The sequence below is a fragment of the Pseudomonas sp. GW822-FHT06D10 genome (assembly GCF_058799535.1).
Window position 1 is genome coordinate 713,399 of the sequence record NZ_JBXALN010000001.1, and the last position, 17,555, is coordinate 730,953.

Here is a 17,555-nt window from a genome sequence, read left to right on the forward strand (position 1 = left end):
CTCTGTGTGCCAGGGCACTTGACCCAGGCTGCCAGTGGCGGGTTTGCGGGCCTGTTCGCTGGTAAATGGCATGCACCTGCAAGGGCTGGCTTGCCAGCGAAGGCCCTGGCGGGGCTGGCAGCCAGGGCCAAGTTTCGCGGCAGCCAGGGTCAAGACGGCGTGCGCCTTTGCGCTCAAAGTCCATCTCGAACTAGGTCTACCTGCGAGGATTCAAGATGAGCGTTGCCATCGACCCACGTGTCGCTGCATTCATAGACAGTCAGCATGGCCTGCTGATCGACGGTCACAGCCAGCCGGCCCTCAGCGGTGCGCGGATGGCGGTGTACAACCCCGCCAGTGGCGAACAATTGGCCGAGGTCGCGGCAGCCGCCCAGGCCGATATCGACCTGGCGGTGAACGCCGCACGTCGGGCCTTCGAGGGGAGCTGGAAGGCGCAGCGCCCCGCCGACCGCGAGCGCCTGCTGCTGAAGCTGGCGGACCTGCTGGAGGCCAATGGCGAGGAACTGGCGCAACTGGAAACCCTCAACAACGGCCAGTCGATCCACCTGGCCCGGGCCCTGGAGGTGGGAGCGGCCGCGGAGTTCACCCGCTACATGGCCGGCTGGGCCACCAAGATCGAGGGCAAGAGCCTGGATGTCTCCATCGCCGCAGTGCCCGGGGCGCAGTACCGGGCCTACACCGTGCCGGAGCCGGTGGGCGTGGTGGGGGCCATAGTGCCGTGGAACTTCCCGCTGCTGATGGCCATCTGGAAAATCGTTCCGGCCCTGGCCTGTGGCTGCACCGTGGTGCTCAAGCCGGCGGACGAAACCCCGCTGACCGCGTTGCGCCTGGGCCAGTTGTGCCTGGAAGCGGGGATCGCCCCCGGGGTGGTCAACGTGGTCACCGGCAGTGGCGCCCAGGCCGGCGCGGCCCTGGCCGCCCATTCGGGAATCGACAAACTGGCGTTCACCGGCTCGACCCAGGTGGGCAAGCTGATCGGCCATGCCGCGGTGGACAACATGACCCGTTTTTCCCTGGAGCTGGGCGGCAAATCGCCGGTGATCGTGCTTGACGACTGCGACCCGCAGACCGCCGCCGCCGGCGCCGCCGGGGCGATCTTCTTCAACCAGGGGCAGGTGTGCACGGCGGGTTCGCGGCTGTATATCCAGCGCCGCATCTATAACGAGGTGCTGGAGCGCCTGGTGGCCATTGCCGGGTCCCTGAGCATCGGGCCGGGGCTGGACGAGCAGGCACAGATCAATCCGCTGATTTCCGCCAAGCAGCAGAAGCGCGTGCTGCAGATGGTCCAACGCGGAGTCGAAGAGGGCGCCCGGCTGCTCTGTGGCGGTGTCGCCCATGGCGAGCGGGGCTTCTATGTGCGCCCGACGGTGGTGGCCGATGTGCACGCCGACCAGCAACTGGTGCGCGAGGAGATCTTCGGCCCGGTGGTGGTGGCCACGCCGTTCGACACCCTGGACGAAGTGGTGGGCCTGGCCAATGACAACCAGTACGGGCTGGGGGCGAGCATCTGGTCCAACGACCTGGGGCGGGTCATGCAGCTGATTCCGCAGATCAAGGCCGGCACTGTCTGGGTCAACACACACAACATGCTGGACCCGTCGATGCCCTTCGGTGGCTACAAGCAGTCGGGCATCGGTCGCGAGATGGGCCATGCGGCCATCGAGGCCTACACCGAGAACAAGTCGGTGTGCATCGCTTATTGAGCCGAACGCCTTCGCCGGCCAGCCGGCCCCTGCGGGGGCAGGGCCAACCGGTTTACTGTAGGAGCCGGCTGGCCGACGAAGAGGCCCCTGGATTGGGCGGTGATCTTGCCGACGCCTTCGTGGCGAGCCAGTTCCTACAGGGTGTGAACATGAAGACAGCTGCGTCAGACAGCCAAGCACTCCGCCATCAGGCGTGCCCTTGAAATGCCTAGAACAACAATCATCAACCCATGCTTTCGAGGTTTACCACCATGTCGCTCAACGACAGACTCAGTCGCCACCTGGATCAAGGTGTAGTCGGCTTTCCCACGGCCCTGGCCAGTGCCGTGGGCTTGATCATGGCCAGCCCGGTGATCCTCACGGCCACCACGGGCTTTGGTATCGGCGGTGGCGCCTTTGCCATGGCGATGGTGATCGCCCTGGTGATGATGCTGGCGCAATCGACCACCTTCGCCGAAGCGGCCTGCCTGCTGCCCACCAACGGTTCGGTCTATGACTACCTGGCCTGTGGCCTGGGGCGTTTTTTCGCCATCACCGGGACCTTGTCCGCCTACCTGATCGTGCACGTGTTCGCCGGCACCGCGGAGACCATTCTCAGTGGAGTCATGGCCCTGGTTAACTTCGAGTCCCTCAACACCCTGCTGGAGCAGAGCGGCAGTGCCTGGCTGGTGGGGGTGGGGCTGGTGCTGTTCTTCGGTGCGCTGAACGCCGTGGGCATCACCGCCTTCAGCCGTGCCGAGGTGATCCTGACCTTCGGCATGTGGACCACCCTGATCATCTTTGGCGTGCTCGGGGTGCTCAAGGCCCCGGCGGTGCAGCTCGATGGCTGGTTCGGCGCCTCGATGGTGGGTACCGACCTGCCGACCATCCTGTCCCTGGTGGGCATGGCCATGTTCATGTTCGTCGGCTGTGAATTCGTCACGCCCCTGACGCCGGATGTGCGCAAGGCCGCCCGGACCATTCCCCGGGCCATGGCCCTGGGACTGGTGGGGGTAGCGGTGTGCATGTTCATCTATGGCGCGGCGATGAAGCGCCAGGTGGAAAACATCGCCCTGAGCGAGGATGGCAGCGTGCACCTGCTGGATACGCCCATGGCCATTCCGCATTTTGCCGAGCAGATCATGGGGCCCTTCGGCCGTATCTGGCTGGGCATCGGCCTGCTGTTCGCCGGCGCCGCCACCATCAACACGCTGATGGCCGGCTTGCCGCGAATCCTTTACGGCATGGCTCTGGATGGAGCGTTGCCGAAGGTCTTCACTTACCTGCACCCGCGCTTCAAGACGCCGTTGCTGTGCATTGCCGTAGCCGTGCTGATTCCCTGCCTGCATGCCTGGTGGCTGGGGGGCAGCACCGACAGCATCATGCACCTGGTGCTGGCGGCGGTCTGTGCCTGGAGCACTGCCTATCTGTTGGTGACCCTGTCAGTGGTGATGCTGCGGATTCGCCGGCCGGACCTGCCCCGGGCCTACAAGTCGCCGTGGTTTCCGCTGCCGCAGATCCTGTCTTCGGTGGGCATCCTGCTGGGCATGTGGTTCATTACGCCGCCGGGCATGAATCCGCGGGACATCTATGTGCCTTTCGGCAGCATGCTGGGCCTGACCGCGATCTATGCGCTGGTCTGGACCCTGCTGGTGCAGAAGGTCAATCCGTTTCGCCCGGTGCCGGTGGAGGAGGTGCTGGAACAGGCGCTGGGCCTGGACCCGGATACCGCCCATAACCCACAGGAGAGCGTGCCTGATGAATCTTTCAAGCTGGCGGCAAAACCTCTTTGAACTGTGGAACCGCGCGCCATCGGGCTATCGCCCGGGGCTGACCCTGGGGCAGTTGCGTCGGGATCTGGCGGGGCTCGATTTCACTCCACAGAGCCAGGTGCAGGGCGGTTTTCATTGCCCGCAAAACGGTTTGAGGTTCGAGGTGCAAGAGCGCGCCCAGGCGCAGTTCCTGATGCACATCGTGGCCTGTGAGTGCCGCCTGCCGGTGCCCTGCGACACGGCCCGGCAGGCGCGGATCCGTCTGCGTCACACTGGCGCGATCCGCCGTCAGGGGGTCGCGGCTCGGCTGCTCACGGGGGAGGACGCTGAATGGGCGCCGCTGCTACAGCGCCTGTGCAGTGACCAGCGCTTGCTGGAGCACCTGTTGCCCCTGGATTTCAAACACCTGGAATTGCGGCGCGATGCCCAGGGCTGGCAGGTGCACCTGGAGCATTTCGGCGCCAGCGAAGTGGTCAACCGCCTGCCCGGGTTCCGCCGCTATATCCGCTTGAGCGCTGAACAGCGGGCGGCGCTACTGGGCAGCTTCACTGAGTTGTACAAGCTACTGCGAGATTTCTGAGGGACATAACCGTAAGCGCTGGCATACAGCCTGCTTAAGCCATAACAGACTATCCATGCTGTCAGGCGCCTTGCCTGGCAAATAGATAACATGTTAATGATATCGCCATAACAACAAAGGCGGTTGGAACCGGCTTCTGGAGGTGCACAGTGCTTGCTTCGCATAGTTTCAGTTCCTGGGTGGGCGCCCTGCAGGGCGTCTGCGGTCGATTCGATGCCCGTCCGGCGCGCAATCCCGCCTTGTTCATTGGTGAAGTGGGCATGCAGGATTACGCCGGGCTGGAGGTGGCGCAGATCCGCACCAACGCCGGGCTGATCTCCCGCCAGAGCACCAAGGTCGATCATGAGGACGATCGCCATTGCTTCCTCATCATCCAGCGCAGCGGCCATGCGCGCTTGAGCCAGGGCGGCGAAAGTGTCGAACTGGCCCCGGGGGACATGGCGCTGCTGGACTCCGCCGGAGCCTGCGAGATCGTGCCCCATGGCCTGATCGAGCATGCTTCGTTCCATCTGTGCCGGGAGGAGGTCTATCGCCACCTGCCGGCCCAGCAGCGCAAGTTCGGCAAGCTGTCGCAAAATTGCGCCAGCGGGCGCCTGATGCGTTTGTTGGTGGAGCAGATCTGCGCCGGCGAATTGCAGGGTTGTGCGGCCCAGCAGGAAGGGCAGGCCTTGCAGGAAGCCCTGATTGCCCTGCTCGGTCCGACCTTGCGCCAGACCGTCAACAGCCTGGATGGCTTTGACGAGGGCCTGCATGGCGGATGCCTGCGTGATCAGGCGCGGCAATTGATCAGCCAGTCCCTCAATGAGCCGGGCCTGACTCCGGTATCACTGGCCGGCCAGCTGAATATCTCGGTGCGCCAGCTGTACCGGCTGTTCGAGGAGCAGGGGGACAGCGTTTGCCGCTTCATCCAGCGCTCGCGGCTCAAGCGCAGCGCCGCGGACCTGAGCAATCCGCACCTGCGCAACGAATCCATCACCGACATTGCCTTCAAATGGGGCTTCACCGATTCGGCGCATTTCAGCCGCACCTTCAAGAAGCATTTCGAACAATCGCCCCGGGATTTCCGCGCCCGGTCCCTGAACGCCTGACGGCATGGCCCTTGCGGCCGCCGTCGTTGCCGGCGGCCGCACCGCAAGGCATGCGCCGCTCTTGAATGCGCCTTCGCCTGTAGGAGCCGGCTTGCCGGCGAAGAAGGCCGTAAGGCATGCGTCGAACTTGAGGGCGCCTTCGCTGGCAAGCCAGCTCCTACCGATAGCAGATAGCAGATAGCAGATAGCCGTTGGCAGACCGGCAATCACGGATTTTCCAGGTCGTGCCCCAGGGATTGGATAAACAGCGAGAACAGCTCCGGCTGGCTGGAGATATCCAGCTTGGCGTAGAGGTGGCGGCGGTGGACCTTGATGGTGTCCGGCGAGATCTTCAGCCGTTCCGCCATGGCCTTTGAAGAAAACCCCCGGAGGATCAGGCGGGCTATCTCCAGCTCCCGCTCCGAAAGTACGGCGCTGCCGAAATGGCTCAAGGCGTCGCGGATCTGGCTGGCCATTTCCTGGGGCGCGGGGCCTTGGGGGCGGGCCTGGCTGTGTTGCCAGTGCTGCTCCATCAGCGGCAGTACCCAGGCTGAAAAGGTGGTGAGCAGGCCGATCTCGTCGTGGCTGAAGACGCGCTGGCTGCCCAGGGAAAGCGACAGGGTGCCGGCCTCGGGCAGTTGCAGAATCAACTGCACTTCGTCTTCCAGGACGTTGTCGTGGAAGTAGCTGAGAAAGTATTCGCTCTGGCGGAAATGGTCCGGGGCCACTTCTTCCAGGCGGTACAGGCCGCTGGGGTAGCCTTCGCGACAGGCCTGGAAGAAGGGGTCCAGCAGGTACAGGCCGTTGAGGTAGGTGAGCATGGACGCCGGCTTGCTGCTGGGTTCGGCGTCATATTCCTCCAGGGCCCGGGGCGGGCCGTCCAGCGGGTAGAAGATCGCCAGGGCGTTGTCGAACGGCGTAGCCTGGTGCAGCAGCAGGATCAGCTGTTTCCAGAAGCGTGGATTGCCGATCAATGTGAGGGTGCGGCCCAGGCCGGCATGCAGGCCCACTTCCCTGAACAGGTCACTCAAAGCTGTTGCTCCGTTGATCCGCTGAAATGTCGTGGCCCGGTTTCGTCGATTTAACCGCCGTCGTCAAGGGGAGTACTCCAATAGGGGAATTGGGTGATGGTCTGCATCTGCCTAGAGTAGCTCCCAGCAAGTGCGCCCCAGAACGCACCCGCCCGATGAATTTCGTTTCTGCCTCAGACCAACAATAAACACGAGGATAACGATATGAGCTCTCCCTCTGCGCCCGACGGTGCGCTGAAACCTACCTTGAGTGTGTTCGATGTGGTGGCCATCACCGTGTCCGGTGTGACCCCCGCCAGTTCAGTGTTCGTGATCGCCCCCTTCGCCATCCATCAGGCCGGTAGCGGGGTGTTCCTGGCCTTCGTCATGGCCGGGTTGCTGGCCCTGATGTTCGCCTTTTGCTACGCCGAGCTGGGCCGCGCCCACAACAGCGCCGGCGGTGAGTATGTATACGCCAAGCGAGTGTTCGGCGGCATGGCCGGTTATGCCACCTTCCTCACGGTGCTGGTGATGCTGCTGTTCATTCCGCCGGTGCTGGCCACTGGTGCCGCCACCTACCTGAACAACGCCCTGGGCACGAACTTCGATTCCCAGACCGTGGCCCTGGTTATCGTGGTCTGCAGTTACCTGCTGGGCATCCTCAATATCAAGCTCAATGCCTGGATCACCGGCACGTGCCTGCTGCTGGAAGTGGCGGCCTTGCTGGTGATCGTCTGGCTCGGCTTCGGCAATGCCTCGCAGCCGGTGAGCATTCTGCTGCAACCGCAGATCGTCGATCACGGCGCCTTGCAACTGGCGCCCTGGGCACTGGTGATCGGCGCGGTGGGCATCGGCCTGTTTTCCTACAACGGCTACGGCCCGGCGGTGCTGCTGGCCGAAGACATGAAATGCAAGGGCCGCGGGGTGCACAAGGCGGTGCTGTGGTCCCTGGTGCTGGTGGTGATCATCGAACTGGTGCCGCTCACCGCGCTGCTGATCGGCGCGCCGTCCTTGAGCGCGATGCTCGCCAGCCCCGACCCCATCGGTTACCTGCTCACCAGCCATGGCAACGAGACCCTGGCCCGGGTGGTCAGCGGCGGGATTTTCCTTTCGGTGTTCAATGCCATTGTCGCCATCGTCATCCAGATCGGTCGGGTGGTGTTCAGCAGTGGCCGCGATGCGCTGTGGACGCCCACTATCAATCGCCTGTTCACCCGCATTCACCCGCGCTGGGATTCACCCTGGCTGGCGACCCTGTTCCTGGCCATTCCCTCGGCGGTGCTGAGCTTCAGCTCGAACCTGGCGGACCTGACGTCCTTCAGCGTGCTGCTGATCATGCTGGTGTACCTGATCGTCGCCCTCAGCGCGCTGATGAGCCGGGTACTGCTGCGCGACCGCGAGCATCCCTACCGCATGCCGCTGTGGCCGCTGCCGGCCTTGCTGGCGGTGCTCGGCGCGGGTTACCTGCTGGTCAATCTGTTCCTCGAAGCGTCCCTGCGGGACATCATGGTCATCATCGGGTTGCTGGCGCTGTCGGTGATCCTCTATGGCACCAACGGCCGGTACAGCCCGGCGTTTCAGAAACTGTAAGGAGTGGTTATGCGAGCACGTCAATTGGGCATCCGCCTGGGCCTGGGGACGCCAGGCCCGTTCAATGCGATCACCGATGTTCCCGGGGTGCGGGTCGGCCACAGCACCTTGAATGCCAGCGTGGACGGCAAGCAGGTGCGCACTGGGGTTACCCTGGTCCAGCCCCGGGCCGGGCACGCCCGCCAGCAGCCGTGCTTTGCCGGTTGCCATGTGCTCAACGGCAATGGCGATGCCACGGGCCTGGAGTGGATTCGCGAGGCCGGCACCCTGACCACGCCGCTGGCGATCACCAACACCCACAGTGTGGGCGTGGTGCGCGATGCCTTGATCGCCCTGGAGCGCGAGGCGTTGCAAGACCCGGCGGTGTACTGGTGCATGCCAGTGGTAATGGAAACCTACGACGGCCTGTTGAATGACATCTGGGGCCAGCATGTGGGTGTGCAGCAGGTGCGCGAAGCGATGGCCTGCGCCGAGTCCGGGCCGGTGGCCGAGGGCGCGGTCGGCGGCGGCACCGGGATGATCTGCCATGAGTTCAAGGGCGGCATCGGTACGGCGTCGCGGCGGCTGACGGCCGAGCAGGGCGGCTACACCGTCGGCGCCCTGGTCCAGGCCAACCACGGCAAGCGCGAGGAACTGCGGGTCGATGGCTATCCAGTGGGGCGCCGGCTGGGGCACATCCCTTCGCCGTTTGCCGAGCGCGGGACCCCGGGCATGGGCTCGATCGTGGTGATACTGGCCACCGATGCGCCGCTGTTGCCGCACCAGTGCCAGCGCCTGGCCCAGCGCGCATCCATCGGCATCGCCCGCACCGGCGGAGGCACCGAGGATTCCAGCGGCGATATCTTCCTGGCCTTTGCCACGGGAAACCGGGACTTGCCGACGGCGGACTACGGGCGCAAGGGCCTGGGTTTCAGCACGCCGCTGGCGATGCTCAACAACGATCACATCTCGCCCTTGTTCAGCGCAGCCGCCGAAGCGGTGGAGGAAGCCATCATCAACGCCCTGCTGGCGGGGGTGCCCATGACCAGCGCCGACGGCGTGCAAGTGCCGGCCCTGACTGCGCAAGTGTTGCTGGAAACATTGGAACTAACTGGTTGGAACAGAAGTTAACGGACTAAGAAGTGCGACGCGGTCGACATAACTGTTTATATGGATATTTAATAATTAAATTGTAGATTGTCGGACAATGACTGCCGTTAATCAGTTGGAAAAGAATCTTTCGACTGTACAGTCATTGTTTGCTGGAGTTCGCTGGAACAGTGAGATTTGACGTCAAAAAAGTAGTGGACGCCTGATTTCAAATTGTGTCAGTTTTCTTGCGCCTGCTTAGGGCGAGTGATAGGACGATCTCGCCAGGGATTGTCGCTATCTGACAAAAACTGTTCCATTGATTACAAGGAAGTGTGTTTATGTCGAAAGTAACAGAGAACGCTATTGCATCTGCCGAACAACAACTGGTGCCTTTGGCCGCAGCAAGTTCGGCGTATAACCAGATCAATAGCTTCAGCCACCAATACGATCGTGGCGGCAATCTCACGGTCAATGGCAAACCTTCGTTCTCGGTCGACCAGGCCGCCACGCAACTGCTGCGTGACGGCGCTGCCTACAAGGACCTGAACGGTAACGGCAAGATCGATCTGACCTATACCTTCCTGACCTCGGCTTCCTCGAGCACCATGTACAAGCATGGCATCTCCGGGTTCAGCCAGTTCAGCGCCCAGCAGAAGGCCCAGGCAGTCCTGGCCATGCAGTCCTGGGCAGACGTGGCCAACGTCGTGTTTACCGAGAAAGCCTCGGGTGGCGACGCCCACATGACCTTCGGCAACTACAGCGGTGGCCAGGATGGCGCGGCGGCATTTGCCTACCTGCCAGGTACCGGCGCCGGCTACGACGGCACCTCGTGGTACCTGATCAACAGCAGCTACACCCAGAACAAGAACCCCGACCTGAACAACTATGGCCGTCAGACCCTGACCCATGAGATCGGTCACACCCTGGGCCTGGCTCACCCTGGCGACTACAACGCCGGCGAAGGCAACCCCAGCTACAAGGACGCCAGCTACGGCCAGGACACCCGTGGCTACAGCGTCATGAGCTACTGGAGTGAAAGCAATACCAGCCAGAACTTCAGTAAGGGCGGGGTCGAAGCCTATTCGTCCGGCCCGCTGATGGACGATATCGCGGCTATCCAGAAACTCTACGGTGCCAACTACAGCACCCGTGCCGGCGATACCACCTACGGCTTCAACTCCAACACCGGGCGTGATTTCTACAGCGCCAGCTCGTCTTCCGACAAGCTGGTGTTCTCGGTGTGGGACGGTGGCGGCAACGATACCCTGGACTTCTCCGGTTTCACCCAGAACCAGAAGATCAACCTCAATGAAGCCTCGTTCTCCGACGTTGGCGGCATGGTGGGTAACGTTTCCATCGCTCAGGGCGTGACCGTGGAGAACGCCATCGGCGGTTCGGGCAACGACCTGTTGATCGGCAACAACGCCGCCAACGTGCTCAAGGGTGGTGCCGGCAACGACATCATCTACGGCGCCGGCGGTGCAGATCAGCTGTGGGGCGGCTCGGGCTCGGACACCTTCGTGTTCGCCGCCAGCACCGACTCCAAGCCGGGTGCGGCCGACCAGATCATGGATTTTGTCAGCGGCCTGGACAAGATCGATCTGACCGGGATCACCAAGGGCGCCGGCCTGCACTTCGTCAACGCCTTCACCGGCGCGGCGGGTGACGCGATCCTCACCACCTCCGGGGGCGTGAGCACCTTGTCCGTGGACTTCTCCGGGCATGGCGTGGCGGACTTCCTGGTCAGCACCGTGGGCCAGGCAGCGGTCAGCGACATCGTCGCCTGAGTGAAATGAGCACAGGGCCGCGCAGTCGAGCGGCTCTGCGTTCTTGCTTTGGGCCCTGGCCTGAGCGAGTCTACCGGGCGAACGGAGCACCCTATGACCCTGCATATTTCCTGTTGCCGGGCGGCCCGATGGCTGCTGGCGACACTGATGATCTTTTATGGAGCAATCACCATGGCAAGCAGCCTGCGCTTGGCGGACCCCTCGGAACTGGTTGGACATTGGCAGCTGCAACAGGCAGCCGCACCCGCTGAAGGTTGCACCCTGGACCTGTTGCACAACGCCGCCCTGGGCGACGGCGCCGACTGCCTGTCGAAATGGCTCGGGGAAGCCGCGGTGGGCTGGTTCCCGGAGCCCGATGGCATTGCCATTACCGGCCGCGAAGGCTCGAAAATCATTTTCTTCAGTCGCCAGAAAGAGGGCCTCTACGAAGCCCGCCTGAAAGCCGACGGTCTGATTGTGTTACAACGCGCCGCTAATTAAGCGATGAGTGTGTTCGTCTAATAAACGACGGCCATTATATCGCCACTCTCTTGGCCGGCAGGAACATGTTCGGGCTGCTGTTGGATACAGCTGTCCGAATTATTCGTGTCCGCAGGATTCAGCAACTAAGTAGTGCGGGTTGTTAGTTGTAGGCTACATTGGTTCCACGCTAGCGGGCGCGGATTAACAGCTCAGGGAAAATGTTAGAAATGGTGAAGAACAATCATCCTGCACCACTGTTCAAGGCACTGGGCGAATATAAGGGCATCCTCATCAGTGTCGGTTGTTTCACTGCGTTGATTAACGTGCTGATGCTGGTGCCTTCCATCTATATGTTGCAGGTCTACGACCGGGTACTGTCGTCGCAGAATGAAACCACCCTGGTGATGCTGTCGTTGATGGTGGTGGGCTTCTTCGTCTTTATCGGTCTTCTGGAAGTGCTGCGCAGCTTTATCGTGATCCGCATCGGCAGCCAGTTGGAGCGCCGCTTCAACCTGCGGGTCTACCAGGCCGCGTTCGAGCGCAACCTGTCCCGGGGCGAAGGCCATGCGGGGCAGTCCCTGGGGGATTTGACCCATATTCGCCAGTTCCTCACCGGGCCGGCACTGTTCGCCTTCTTCGATGCACCCTGGTTCCCCATCTACCTGCTGGTGATCTACGCCTTCAACGTCTGGCTCGGAGTGTTCGCCACTGTAGGCGCGTTGTTGCTGATTGCCCTGGCGTACCTCAACGAAGCGATGACCAAGAAGGACCTGGCCGAGGCCAGCGGTTTTTCGCAGCGTTCCACCCAGCTGGCCACCAGCCACCTGCACAACGCCGAAACCATCCAGGCCATGGGCATGCTCGGCGCCTTGCGCAAACGCTGGTTCGCCGTGCACTCGCGCTTCCTCGGCCTGCAGAACCAGGCCAGCGATACCGGCTCGGTGATTAGCTCCCTGAGCAAGACCTTGCGCCTGTGCCTGCAATCCCTGGTGCTGGGCCTGGGTGCCTTGCTGGTGATCAAGGGCGACATGACCGCCGGGATGATGATTGCCGGTTCGATCCTCATGGGCCGGGTGCTGAGCCCCATCGACCAGTTGATCGCGGTGTGGAAACAATGGAGTTCGGCCAAGCTGGCCTACGGCCGCCTGGATGCACTGCTGCGCGAGTTCCCGCCCAGCGATACGGCGATGTCCTTGCCGGCGCCCAAGGGCCAGGTGAGCTTCGAGCAGGTCAGCGCCGGCCCGCCCGGACGGCGGATGGCGACCCTGCAACAGGTGAACTTCAGCATCAATGCCGGCGAAGTGCTTGGCGTGCTGGGGGCCTCCGGTTCCGGCAAGTCGACCCTGGCCCGGGTACTGGTGGGCGTATGGCCGACCCTGGGCGGCACCGTGCGCCTGGACGGGGCCGATATCCATCGCTGGAACCGCGACGAACTGGGGCCCTACATCGGCTATCTGCCCCAGGATATCGAGCTGTTTACCGGCAGCATCGCCGAGAACATCGCACGCTTTCGCCAGGCCGACCCGGAGCAGGTGGTCCAGGCCGCGCAGATGGCCGGGGTGCATGAGCTGATCCTGCGCCTGCCCCAGGGCTACGACACCGTGCTCGGCGATGACGGCAGCGGCCTGTCCGGTGGCCAGAAGCAGCGGGTGGCCCTGGCCCGGGCGCTGTATGGCAGCCCGAGCCTGGTGGTGCTGGACGAACCCAATTCCAACCTCGATACCGTGGGCGAAAGTGCCCTGGCGGCGGCCATTGCCCAACTCAAGGCCCGGGGCACCAGCGTGGTGCTGGTGACCCACCGTTCCTCGGTGCTGGCCCTGGCCGACAAACTGCTGGTACTCAACGAAGGCCGCTTGCAGGCCTTCGGCCCGAGCCAGGAAGTGCTCAAGGCCCTGGCCGGCGGCCAGCAAGCCCAGGCCCAGGAGGCGCCCAAGCCCGTTGCAGCGGCGCCCGGCGGCCTCAGCATGAGCCGGCAATACCAGGCTCCGACACGGAATTCAGGCGCATGAGCAAGGACAGCAACATGATGATCGAAGAGGATTACGCGCCGGAACGGGTCGAGCGTGACGCGGGCTTTTTCGCCCGCATGGGCTGGATCCTGGCCCTGGTGGGGGCGGGCAGTTTCTTCGTCTGGGCGGCGCTGGCGCCCCTGGACCAGGGCATTCCGGTGCAAGGCACGGTGGTGGTGTCCGGCAAGCGCAAGGCGGTGCAGTCCATGAGCAGCGGGGTGGTCAGCCGGATCCTGGTGCGCGAGGGCGAAAGCGTGAAGCAGGGCCAGCCGCTGTTTCGCCTGGACCAGACCCAGGTGGCGGCGGACGTGCAATCGCTGCAAGCCCAGTACCGCATGGCCATGGCCAGCCTGGCGCGCTGGCGCAGCGAGCGCGACAACCTCAAGCAGGTGGATTTCCCCGCGCCCCTGAGCGACAGCGACGATCCGCGCCTGGCCCTGGTGCTGGAGGGCCAGCGCCAGTTGTTCAGCAGCCGGCGCGAGGCATTCTCCCGGGAGCAGGCGGGCATCCGTGCCAATATCGAAGGCGCCACCGCGCAACTGGCCGGCATGCGCCGGGCCCGCACCGACCTCGGTAGCCAGGCCGAATCCCTGCGCCAGCAACTGAGCAACCTGCAACCTTTGGCGGACAACGGCTACATCCCGCGCAACCGCCTGCTGGAATATCAGCGCCAACTGTCCCAGGTGCAGCAGGAACTGGCGCAGAACACCGGGGAAAGCGGGCGAGTGGAGCAGGGCATCCTCGAATCCCGGCTCAAGCTGCAACAGCACAGCGAGGAGTACCAGAAAGAGGTGCGCAGCCAGTTGGCCGAAGCCCAGCTCAAGACCCAGACCCTGGAGCAGCAACTGACCTCTGCCGGTTTCGACCTGCAGCACAGCGAGATCATCGCCACCGCCGACGGCATCGCGGTCAACCTCGGGGTGCACACCGAGGGCGCGGTGGTGCGCCAGGGCGAGACCCTGCTGGAAATCGTGCCCCAGGGCACTCACCTGGAGGTGGAAGGGCGGCTGCCGGTGAACCTGGTGGACAAGGTCGGCACCCACTTGCCGGTGGACATCCTGTTCACCGCCTTCAACCAGAGCCGCACGCCACGAGTGCCGGGCGAAGTCAGCCTGATTTCCGCCGACCAGATGCTCGACGAGAAAACCGGCATGCCCTACTACGTGCTGCGCAGCAGTGTCAGCGACCAGGCCATGGAGAAGCTCAACGGCCTGGTGATCAAGCCCGGCATGCCGGCGGAAATGTTCGTGCGCACTGGCGAGCGTTCCCTGCTCAACTACCTGTTCAAGCCACTGCTCGACCGGGCAGGTTCTGCACTGACCGAAGAATAAGGATGTCGCGTCGTATGAGTAAGCTTTCCATTCTCGCGGCGGCTCTGGCGCTGTTGGCCTGCCAGACGGCCCAGGCGGTGGGCCCGTTCCAGATCTACGAACAGGCCCTGCGCAACGACCCGGTGTTCCTCGGCGCCATCAAGGAACGCGACGCCGGCCTTGAAAACCGCGCCATCGGCCGTGCCGGGCTGCTGCCCAAGGTCGGCTACAGCTACAACAAGGGCCATAACAACTCCAAGGTCAGCTACCTGGATACGGTGCGCGGCACCATTACCGAAAAACGCAACTACGACAGCTACGGTTCGTCCCTGACCCTGCAGCAGCCGCTGATCGACTACGAGGCCTACGCCAATTACCGCAAGGGCGTGGCCCAGGCGCTGTTTGCCGACGAGAACTTTCGCGGCAAGAGCCAGGAGTTGCTGGTGCGGGTGCTGAGCTACTACACCAAGGCGCTGTTCGCCCAGGACCAGATCGACATCGCCCTGGCCAAGAAAAAGGCCTTCGAGCAGCAGTTCCAGCAGAACCGGCACATGTTCCAGCAGGGCGAGGGCACCCGCACCGACATCCTCGAAGCCGAGTCGCGCTACGAATTGGCCACCGCCGAAGAGATCGAAGCCCGGGACGAGCAGGACGCGGCCTTGCGCGAGCTGGCGGCCCTGACCGGCGAGCCGAACCTCGATGTGCGGGATCTGGACCCCTTGCAGGAAGACTTCCAGTCCTTCTCCCTGACCCCGGCCAACTACGACACCTGGCACGAGATGGCCCTGAGCAACAACCCGGTGCTGGCTTCCCAGCGCCAGCGGGTCGAGGTCGCGCGCTACGAGGTGGAACGCAACCGCGCCGGGCACCTGCCCAAGCTCAGCGCCTACGCCACCATGCGCCAGAACGAATCGGAAAGCGGCAACACCTACAACCAGCGCTACGACACCAACACCATCGGTATCGAAGTCAGCGTGCCGCTGTATGCCGGGGGCGGGGTCTCGGCCTCGACCCGCCAGGCCAGCCGCTCCATGGAACAGGCCGAGTACGAACTGGACGGCAAGACCCGGGAAACCCTGATTGAACTCCGCCGCCAATTCAGTGCCTGTCTATCGGGGGTGAGCAAGTTGCGGGCCTACCAGAAAGCCCTGACTTCGGCCGAGGCCCTGGTGGTCTCGACCAAGCAGAGCATCCTGGGGGGCGAACGGGTCAACCTCGATGCACTGAACGCCGAACAGCAGCTCTACACCACCCGCCGCGACCTGGCCCAGGCGCGCTATGACTACTTGATGGCCTGGACCAAGCTGCACTACTACGCAGGCACTCTGCGGGAAGAGGATCTGGCCAGGGTCGACGAGGCTTTCGGCCAGCGCGCGCAGCCTTAGGAGGCCTTGCCGACCGCAGGCTCAGGGACAATAAAAAAGAGGAATGAGCATGAGTATCTTCGATTACAAGACCGCCCTTGGCGGTGACGGCAAGGCCCTCTACAGCGAAGCCATTACTCTGGCGCTGTACGCCTCCACACCCACCGGCGAGGCGCTGCCGGGCACCGCCTGGCGCCCCATCAGCGCCAGCCAGCTGGGCTACCAGGGCAACGTCAGCGCCCAGGGCACGATTTCCGGCGAGCAGGCGATTGTCAGCGACGCCCAGGTCGAGGTGCTGGGCAAATACGACGCCAGCGGGCAGCTGCTGTCCATCGGCATCAGCTTTCGCGGCACCGACAGCCTCAAGGACGGTATCAACGACCTGCAGGCGGCCTTCGTTTCCGGCTTTGCCGACAACTACAGCCGCCTGGCCTTCGACAACCTGTTGGGCAAGGTCGCGGCCTTCGCCGCGGCCCAGGGCTTGAGCGGCAGCGATGTGCTGGTCACCGGCCACAGCCTGGGCGGCCTTGGGGTCAACAGCCTGGCGGCCATGAGCAGCGATCACTGGGGCGGCTTCTACCAGGACGCCAGCTACGTGGCCTTCGCCTCGCCGACCCAGAGCGCCAACAGCTCGCAGGTGCTGAACATCGGTTATGAAAACGACCCGGTGTTCCGCGCCCTGGACGGCACTCATTTCAACGCCTCGTCCCTGGGCACCCACGACAAGCCCCAGGAGTCGGCGACCAACAACATCGTCAGCTTCACCGATCACTATTCATCGTTCCTCGGCAAGTTGATTCCCCAGAGCATCCTCAATCCGCAGTCCTGGTCGGCCCACAGCGCGGTGGACTATGCCGGCGGCCTCAACCGCCTGATCAACTCGGATTTCTATGACCTGACCAGCCGCGACTCCACCGTGGTTATTTCCAATCTGTCCGAGGGCAAGCGCGATCAGGTCTGGGTCAAGGACCTCAACCTGTACGCGGAAAAACACACCGGTAGCACCTTCATCATCGGCACCCAGAGCAACGACCTGCTGCACGGCGGCAAGGGCAACGACTACCTGGATGGCGGGGCCGGCGATGATCGCTTCCGCGATGACGGCGGTTACAACATCATCCATGGCGGGCAGGGCCATAACGTGCTGGAACTGCAGCAGCCGCTGAAGAACTTTTCCATCGCCAATGACGGCGACGGCACCCTGTATATCCGTGATGCCTACGGCGGCATCAGCATGACCCGAGACGTCGGCGCCCTGGTCAGCCACGAGACCGGAAGCTGGTGGCAACTGTTCGGCAAGGACGTGAGCCACAGCGTCACCGCCGACGGCTTGCAGAACGGCAACCAGTGGACCGCCTACAACCATTCCCTCAACGGCGATGCCTACGGCAATGCGCTGGTAGCCAGCGTCGATGGCGACTGGCTGTTCGGCCATGGCGGCGATGACCTGCTGAGCAGCGACAAGGCCAACGTGACCTTCGTCGGCGGCACCGGCAACGACGTCATGCACTCCAGCGGTGGCGGGGGCAATACCTTCCTGTTCAGCGGTAACTTCGGCTTCGACCTGATCCACGGCTACCAGAACACCGACAAGCTGGTGTTCATGGGCGTGCCCGGAGTCGATGCCCATTACGACTACAGCCAGCATTTGTCGCAGAACGGCAACGACACCCTGCTCAGTGTCGGCGAGTTCTCGGTGACCCTGGTGGGGGTCGGCATGGACAGCCTTTCGGGCTCGGGCCTGGTCTTCGCCTGACCCTCACCGATATCCAGTGCTAGAGACCCCGCAGCCCCCTGAAAAGGGCTGCGGCGGCGACAGCTTTGCCCGCAAAACGCCATGGCCGCACAGGT

The 17,555-nt window shown here is 63.5% G+C and carries 13 protein-coding genes; 12 read left to right on the plus strand and 1 reads right to left on the minus strand.

Features of this window, described 5'->3' with window-relative positions:
- The first annotated feature begins 215 nt into the window (after positions 1 to 215).
- The 4 genes from AC1RL5_RS03175 (at position 216) to feaR (ending at position 5,122) form a co-directional block, all read left to right on the plus strand.
- Complete coding sequence (locus AC1RL5_RS03175) at positions 216 to 1,703, plus strand: aldehyde dehydrogenase family protein (RefSeq protein WP_011061501.1); 1,488 nt, start codon at positions 216 to 218, stop codon at positions 1,701 to 1,703.
- Positions 1,704 to 1,954: 251 nt separating this feature from the next.
- Positions 1,955 to 3,475 (plus strand): APC family permease, encoded by a 1,521-nt coding sequence (locus AC1RL5_RS03180; protein ID WP_072450229.1) that lies wholly within the window; start codon positions 1,955 to 1,957, stop codon positions 3,473 to 3,475.
- Complete coding sequence (locus AC1RL5_RS03185) at positions 3,441 to 4,034, plus strand: DUF3156 family protein (RefSeq protein ID WP_103407281.1); 594 nt, start codon at positions 3,441 to 3,443, stop codon at positions 4,032 to 4,034. Before AC1RL5_RS03180 ends, AC1RL5_RS03185 begins: the two co-directional genes overlap by 35 nt.
- A 149-nt stretch (positions 4,035 to 4,183) precedes the next feature.
- Positions 4,184 to 5,122, plus strand: coding sequence for a transcriptional regulator FeaR (gene feaR, locus AC1RL5_RS03190; RefSeq protein ID WP_019095317.1), 939 nt, complete (start codon positions 4,184 to 4,186; stop codon positions 5,120 to 5,122).
- Positions 5,123 to 5,328: 206 nt separating this feature from the next.
- On the opposite strand, the gene AC1RL5_RS03195 is transcribed toward feaR, so the two are convergent.
- Positions 5,329 to 6,132, minus strand: coding sequence for a helix-turn-helix transcriptional regulator (locus AC1RL5_RS03195; protein ID WP_072450231.1), 804 nt, complete (start codon positions 6,130 to 6,132; stop codon positions 5,329 to 5,331).
- Between the two features lie 204 nt (positions 6,133 to 6,336).
- Here AC1RL5_RS03195 and AC1RL5_RS03200 point away from each other — a divergent pair, with 204 nt between their 5' ends.
- The 8 genes from AC1RL5_RS03200 (at position 6,337) to pueB (ending at position 17,460) form a co-directional block, all read left to right on the plus strand.
- The gene (locus AC1RL5_RS03200; protein ID WP_011061496.1) at positions 6,337 to 7,701 is read left to right on the plus strand and encodes an APC family permease; all 1,365 of its coding nucleotides are present in this window, start codon (positions 6,337 to 6,339) and stop codon (positions 7,699 to 7,701) included.
- Between the two features lie 9 nt (positions 7,702 to 7,710).
- A complete protein-coding gene (locus tag AC1RL5_RS03205; RefSeq protein ID WP_072450232.1) occupies positions 7,711 to 8,811 on the plus strand; it encodes a DmpA family aminopeptidase in 1,101 nt (366 codons plus the stop codon).
- 299 nt (positions 8,812 to 9,110) lie between these two features.
- Positions 9,111 to 10,559 carry a serralysin family metalloprotease gene (locus AC1RL5_RS03210; RefSeq protein WP_011061494.1) on the plus strand — a complete coding sequence of 483 codons (1,449 nt, stop codon included), beginning with the start codon at positions 9,111 to 9,113 and terminating at the stop codon, positions 10,557 to 10,559.
- Between the two features lie 93 nt (positions 10,560 to 10,652).
- Positions 10,653 to 11,039: an AprI/Inh family metalloprotease inhibitor gene (locus AC1RL5_RS03215; RefSeq protein ID WP_011061493.1), complete on the plus strand. Its 387-nt coding sequence runs from the start codon at positions 10,653 to 10,655 to the stop codon at positions 11,037 to 11,039.
- A gap of 209 nt (positions 11,040 to 11,248) precedes the next feature.
- A complete protein-coding gene (locus tag AC1RL5_RS03220; protein WP_011061492.1) occupies positions 11,249 to 13,030 on the plus strand; it encodes a type I secretion system permease/ATPase in 1,782 nt (593 codons plus the stop codon).
- Positions 13,031 to 13,044: 14 nt separating this feature from the next.
- Positions 13,045 to 14,361, plus strand: a complete 1,317-nt coding sequence (locus tag AC1RL5_RS03225; RefSeq protein WP_373366087.1) for an HlyD family type I secretion periplasmic adaptor subunit — start codon at positions 13,045 to 13,047, stop codon at positions 14,359 to 14,361.
- A gap of 14 nt (positions 14,362 to 14,375) precedes the next feature.
- A complete protein-coding gene (locus AC1RL5_RS03230; protein WP_370059185.1) occupies positions 14,376 to 15,725 on the plus strand; it encodes a TolC family outer membrane protein in 1,350 nt (449 codons plus the stop codon).
- A 49-nt stretch (positions 15,726 to 15,774) separates the two neighbouring features.
- Positions 15,775 to 17,460: a polyurethane esterase B gene (pueB, locus tag AC1RL5_RS03235; RefSeq protein ID WP_011061489.1), complete on the plus strand. Its 1,686-nt coding sequence runs from the start codon at positions 15,775 to 15,777 to the stop codon at positions 17,458 to 17,460.
- The last annotated feature ends 95 nt before the right edge of the window (positions 17,461 to 17,555 follow it).